Here is a 5,213-nt window from a genome sequence, read left to right as displayed (position 1 = left end):
TGGCTGCGCCAACATTTGCGGACGAATTGGAGTCGCAAATTCCTTATCTGTAATCATCCAGTTGGTAAAACTGAGCAAATTATCGTGCGAGATTTGCACACCCTTTGGCTTTCCAGTCGTTCCCGAAGTGAAAATGATATAGTAATTATCATCACCTTTAACAGGGTGTGTAATTTCGTAAGGATGTTTGGCTGCAAAAGCAGTTTGAACTGCTGCCAAGTCAAGAATTGGTATGTTCACATCTTTCAGCGGAAAGTCATTGATTGCAATGATGAGACTAGGCTGTGCCACTTCCACAATCGCTGTCACGCGCTCCAGAGCTGAATGACTATCAATCGGAATATAAGCATGCCCTGACTTCGTCAAAGCTACAAAGGTTGCCAGCATGTCGTATTCTTGCCCACCAAACACTACCACTGGTGACTTTTCAGGAAGCGCAAGGCTGTCAATCTTTGCAGCGAGCGAATCCGAGTCCACTTTCAAATCATGATAAGTATGAACTTCTCCGAGAACATTGTAAACTGGAAAATCTGGTTGAGACTGAGCAAAATACTCAATCGTTTCAATCATGTCGTTAATTACTGAATTGGTCACAGTCTGCTCCTAAAATTCATTATAGATAAAACCACCTTGGCCTTGACCAAGATAATTAAAGAAATAAAGCAACGCTAGAAATATCACAAAATAAAGCAGCGTCTGTCCAAGAAATTTAAAAATTATTTTATGTTTTTTCATCATATTCATCACTTTTGTCTTACTTCTAGATAAGACTTAATATATTTTACCATTTTCTAACGCTATTTTTCAATACAAAACATTCTTTAATTGAGGAATTAAGCTAGAATTAAGGTTTATTTACAACAAACCTAGGGAAATCACAGATGTGCTGTCTCAAAAAACTAGAAAAGAAAATAGTTTTAGACTTACATTTTAAAAATATATAAAAATTTTATATATTTTCTTGACTTTGAAAGTGAAAAGCACTATACTATGTATAGAAAAATTATATATAAAAATATTATACATAGGAGGTGGCTCATGTATTTTCCAACATCTTCTACCCTGATTGAATTTCTCATTCTAGCGATTTTGGAAAGTGAAGATTCCTATGGCTATGAGATTAGCCAAACGATTAAATTGATTGCCAACATCAAGGAATCAACCTTATATCCTCTTTTGAAAAAGTTAGAAAAAAATCGTTATTTAACGACTTATTCACAAGAATATCAAGGTCGAAAACGGAAGTATTACTCCCTTACTCCAGAGGGACGAAAGCAGTTAAACATCCTTAAAAGGGAGTGGGAGTTATATACAGCGACAGTCAACGGTATCATAGAAGGGAGCATTCGCCATGACAAAAACTGACTATTTAGCCGCATTAGAGAAATACTTAAAAACATTACCTGAGGCAGACTATAAAGAAGCAATGGATTATTTTACGGAATACTTTGAAGAAGCCGGACCTGAAAATGAAGCACAAGTCATTGAGGAGTTGGGAGATCCCAAAGACGCAGCAGAAGAGATTATTCGCTCACTTTCATCAAATCAAGCAGAAGAAACGTCAACTCGTCCTCAACACCAGTCATCTGCACACAATCACCAATCATATACCGACAATGCTTATATCTTTGAAGACTATGCAACAATCTCTGAATTGCATATTAATGTCACCACGCAAGATATTCTGATTGAGCCTTCACCTGATGATTTTTTCCACATCAAATACTATAATGGAAAAGGCAACAATCAAATCATTTCTACTGTTCAAAACGAGAAGTGGCACATTACAGAAAAAGGCAACACGCATTATAGTGGTTTGGACTGGATTATTAATGTCATGAAAAACGGTTTTGATAATCATCCCATCTGCATTCAAATCCCGAATGGCAAGATTCTTCAATCATTCTCACTTCAAGCAACTTCTGGTGATGTAGCTGTATCTCATCTTCAAACACAAAAAGGAACGATTGAACTTGCAAGTGGTGATCTGTCCATGCGGCATTGTCAATTACAACAAACCGATGTGACCCTTACTAGTGGCGATATCCATCTGGCACATGCCAAATTAACAGATTGTAAAATTACTCTTGTATCAGGTGATCTCGACACGCATTCTTTAGAAATTGCTGGTAAAACCTCTATTCAAACAACAAGCGGAGATGTTACGCTTCATTTGTTGCACCATGATTTTAGCTATGATATTGAAACGGTACATGGAGATATTTCTATTTCTGAGCAGCTCCAGCCAAGCCACCAAATTGTTGGCAACACAATCCGTCATAAAGTATCAACTTCTACAGATTCTCTTGCTATCCAAGCTGTCAGCGGAGACATCAATCTTTATTAGAGGTTTAGCATGAAACAGATTGATTGGTTATTCTTTGATGTTGGCTCAACTTTGGTAAATGAAGAAAAAGCCTATCAAGAGCGGATTAAACAGGCTCTTGCTGATACTAATATTTCTTATGCAGCATTTTATCAAACTATGATCCACTATTTTATGGAAAATAAAAAAGGCGATGTAGAAGCTCTGAAATATTATGGCTTGAGATGTCCAGCTTGGAATTCGGATTTAGAGGTGCTTTATCCTGATTGTAAGAATGTGCTGAAAACTCTTCACTCACACTACAATTGGTATCCTTGCTAATCAATTACCGAATCTACTGGTAAGATTGAGAACATTTGGTATTGATTCTTGGATTGATCTGGTGATTTCCTCTGCCGATGTTGGCTTGGCAAAACCCGATTTCGCTATTTTTGAGTTAGCTTTCCAACAAGCGAACTGTTTGGCTGAACACGCTGTGATGATTGGCGACCGTTTGGACAATGATATTCTTCCGGCTAAACAACTTGGAATGCAAACCATTTGGATCCGACAGGGATTTAGCCACTTGAACCACATAACGAATCCAGCAGAAGCACCAGATTGGACTGTTGATAATTTGACAGAGATTCTAGAGATTTTCGGATGAGTATGCAAAAAAACTAGAGTTGTTTCGCTCTAGTTTTTTAACGTTATCAATTTTATTATATCATAAATTTTCCTTCAAAAATAGACTTATTTTTTCTTAGTTTTGTGATACATTTAGGCTGAAAAAGGAAAAAGTGAGGTTGCTAAACATGAAAAAAAGAATCATCACTATTCAAGTTATTTGGTTTGTTTGTTCCCCTTTCATTTCTTTATTTATTTGTAGAAATATGCCAATTATACGTGATTTATTATTCCATATATTTTTCTTAGTTTTAATCCTATCACAATGGTTAGCAATTAAAACACTATCACACCTTGACGACTAAGCGAAGGTCAAACGAAAGAGGTTGGGTTCTCCCAGCCTCTTTTGTCTATCATCACCGTCCACCAGAATTGCTACCTTTGCCATTACACACTTTTTTCTTGATTTCTAAAAAGACTTGGCTATCAGCCTGAGGACTGGCATCATAGGTGCGCACGCGCAATTTTTCCTTGAAATAAGGCTTCTCCAAAGACTCCCGAATCATCTGATAGGTCGGCGTATCATAGTAGAGGTTGCCAATCGTTGAATAGGCATGCTCATCTTCTGCCATATACGCTTCAAACTCCTGTAGCAAATCTGCCAACGTTTCCTTTGAGATGACGTACTTGGTTTCTATCCGTTGAAATTTATCTTTAAATGTTTTTTTAGCCATGAGATTGCTCTCCTTTGTCGTTCTTTATCTACGTAGTTTACGGGCAAATCCTTAAAAGAAAGCTAAAGAAAACTTAAAGAAAACAAAACACCCCCATTTTCTGGAGGTGTTTAATAGATGTCTGTAGAATGAAATAGAAAACTGAAGCTACCGCAATCTTATTCTTCACTCTTCTCTTCTTTTTCTTTTTTGATAAGAAAACTGAAAATAATCAGAATATCTGCTACCAGAAAAATCCAGTACAACACATCGTGGCTGCTTCTCGGACCAGAGTAGAAGGAGTACGAAAAATAAATCATCAGATACAAGGAAATGTCATTATAAAATTCCCAGTTAAAGTGATAGCTGCCTACTGGATAGGATCGCTTATGCGAACACTCTGGCACAAAAATCTGCAAGAGCAAAAATGTTCCCAACACAGCAAAATAAATCACATTGAACACGTTCAATTTCGGATAAGGTTCAACAACCAAGGAAAAGAATATCATCATGCTCAACAGATAAAACCGCCACCGAAACCAAAATTCGTTATTAAAATGAAATCTTATCATCCCATCACACTTTCTAATTTTCTGCTCGTTCCTCTTCTCCGTCTTTATCCTACCACTCTGACAGACAAACTTCAAGTAAGATGAAGGAGAAATGTTAGTTGATTTCTGCTACTTTTCCTGCTTCTGCTTTAGGCTCTTTACCCTTGCGACGGGCAAGGACATCCGCATAGTGCTTGCGGCTGTTATTGAGCACGGAAAGGAAGGTCGCATAAAAGCTATCGTCTTTGACTTGGTGCAAAATCACTACATAGTCCGCCAACTGTTGGTAAGGCGTCGCTACTTCTTTGCGCAATCGCTTGACATCATAGCTCACTTTTTGCAATTTCTCTTGGGAGCGAGAAGCAAAAAGTTGTTCAAAAGTCGAGTGGCTTTCGGTCAGATTTTCAACGAATTTCCCAAGCGCTAAAGTCCCCACTTGCTCCTTATATGGGGCTGTTTTTAGCTTGTCCAGTAAGCTGACAACGAGGGCTGTTTCTTCCTCGTAATGCTTCTGATGAGCGTCTTTGTATTGGTCAAACAAGCGTTTCAAGCTGGCATAAGCTGCCTTTTCCTCTTCCCGCTTGGCTGCCCGATAAGGTTTCAGCGCATCGCGAAGAGCTTGCAAATCAGCGTCGCGCAATTCGTCAGCCGCACTAATCGAAGCTGACTTTTCACTCGCCCGAATCTGACCGAGAGAGGCTTGATAAGCAGGCAAAGCTGCCTTTATCTTCTTGACGAGAGCGGTAATGACATCCTCATTTTTAAAGTCGAGCGCTTCTTTCTCCACATCATCTAAAAAACGAGTGATAAACTGCGTGAATTCCGCATGGCGGAGACTGCTCACCTGAACATTAACTAACTTTCCTTTTGGCATAAAATCCTTTCCTTATTAAAAAAATATTTTTTCTTATCTGACCCTCAGATAAGATGAATGACTTTTCTTTATCCTGTCCGAGGCTCGGACGAAGCAAACCTGTTTTAAGGCAAGCTGTCCGACCCTCGGACAAAGCAAACCTG

General features: G+C 38.5%; 5 protein-coding genes and 2 pseudogenes. 3 read left to right on the top strand and 4 right to left on the bottom strand.

All coding sequences use genetic code 11. The annotated features are described in order from the left end of the window. Both HMPREF2887_RS00320 and HMPREF2887_RS00315 read right to left on the bottom strand, forming a co-directional pair. Positions 1-570: AMP-binding protein (locus HMPREF2887_RS00320; RefSeq protein ID WP_410002518.1), on the bottom strand; the 570-nt coding region annotated here is incomplete at its 3' end. A 33-nt stretch (positions 571-603) separates the two neighbouring features. Then, positions 604-735: a teichoic acid D-Ala incorporation-associated protein DltX gene (locus HMPREF2887_RS00315; RefSeq protein ID WP_021002226.1), complete on the bottom strand. Its 132-nt coding sequence runs from the start codon at positions 733-735 to the stop codon at positions 604-606. Positions 736-1,038: 303 nt separating this feature from the next. On the opposite strand from HMPREF2887_RS00315, the gene HMPREF2887_RS00310 reads away from it, so the two are divergent. From HMPREF2887_RS00310 to HMPREF2887_RS00300, 3 genes and pseudogenes are all read left to right on the top strand, one after another. Beyond that, positions 1,039-1,365, top strand: a complete 327-nt coding sequence (locus tag HMPREF2887_RS00310; protein ID WP_021002227.1) for a PadR family transcriptional regulator — start codon at positions 1,039-1,041, stop codon at positions 1,363-1,365. Then, positions 1,352-2,347, top strand: a complete 996-nt coding sequence (locus tag HMPREF2887_RS00305) for a DUF4097 family beta strand repeat-containing protein (protein ID WP_021002228.1) — start codon at positions 1,352-1,354, stop codon at positions 2,345-2,347. Before HMPREF2887_RS00310 ends, HMPREF2887_RS00305 begins: the two co-directional genes overlap by 14 nt. Positions 2,348-2,356: 9 nt before the next feature. Beyond that, positions 2,357-2,972 (top strand): annotated as a pseudogene (locus HMPREF2887_RS00300) (HAD family hydrolase). A gap of 412 nt (positions 2,973-3,384) precedes the next feature. On the opposite strand, the pseudogene HMPREF2887_RS00295 reads toward HMPREF2887_RS00300, so the two are convergent. Both HMPREF2887_RS00295 and HMPREF2887_RS00285 read right to left on the bottom strand, forming a co-directional pair. Then, positions 3,385-3,666: pseudogene (locus tag HMPREF2887_RS00295) on the bottom strand (VTC domain-containing protein); the annotation flags it as partial. A 645-nt stretch (positions 3,667-4,311) separates the two neighbouring features. Next, the gene (locus HMPREF2887_RS00285; protein ID WP_084740307.1) at positions 4,312-5,070 is read right to left on the bottom strand and encodes a DUF6261 family protein; all 759 of its coding nucleotides are present in this window, start codon (positions 5,068-5,070) and stop codon (positions 4,312-4,314) included. Positions 5,071-5,213: the final 143 nt, after the last annotated feature.

Source organism: Streptococcus sp. HMSC071H03 (assembly GCF_001813035.1).
Classification (GTDB): domain Bacteria; phylum Bacillota; class Bacilli; order Lactobacillales; family Streptococcaceae; genus Streptococcus; species Streptococcus anginosus.
Note: the sequence above shows the minus strand (reverse complement) of the source record. Positions and strands in the feature narration are given on the sequence as shown.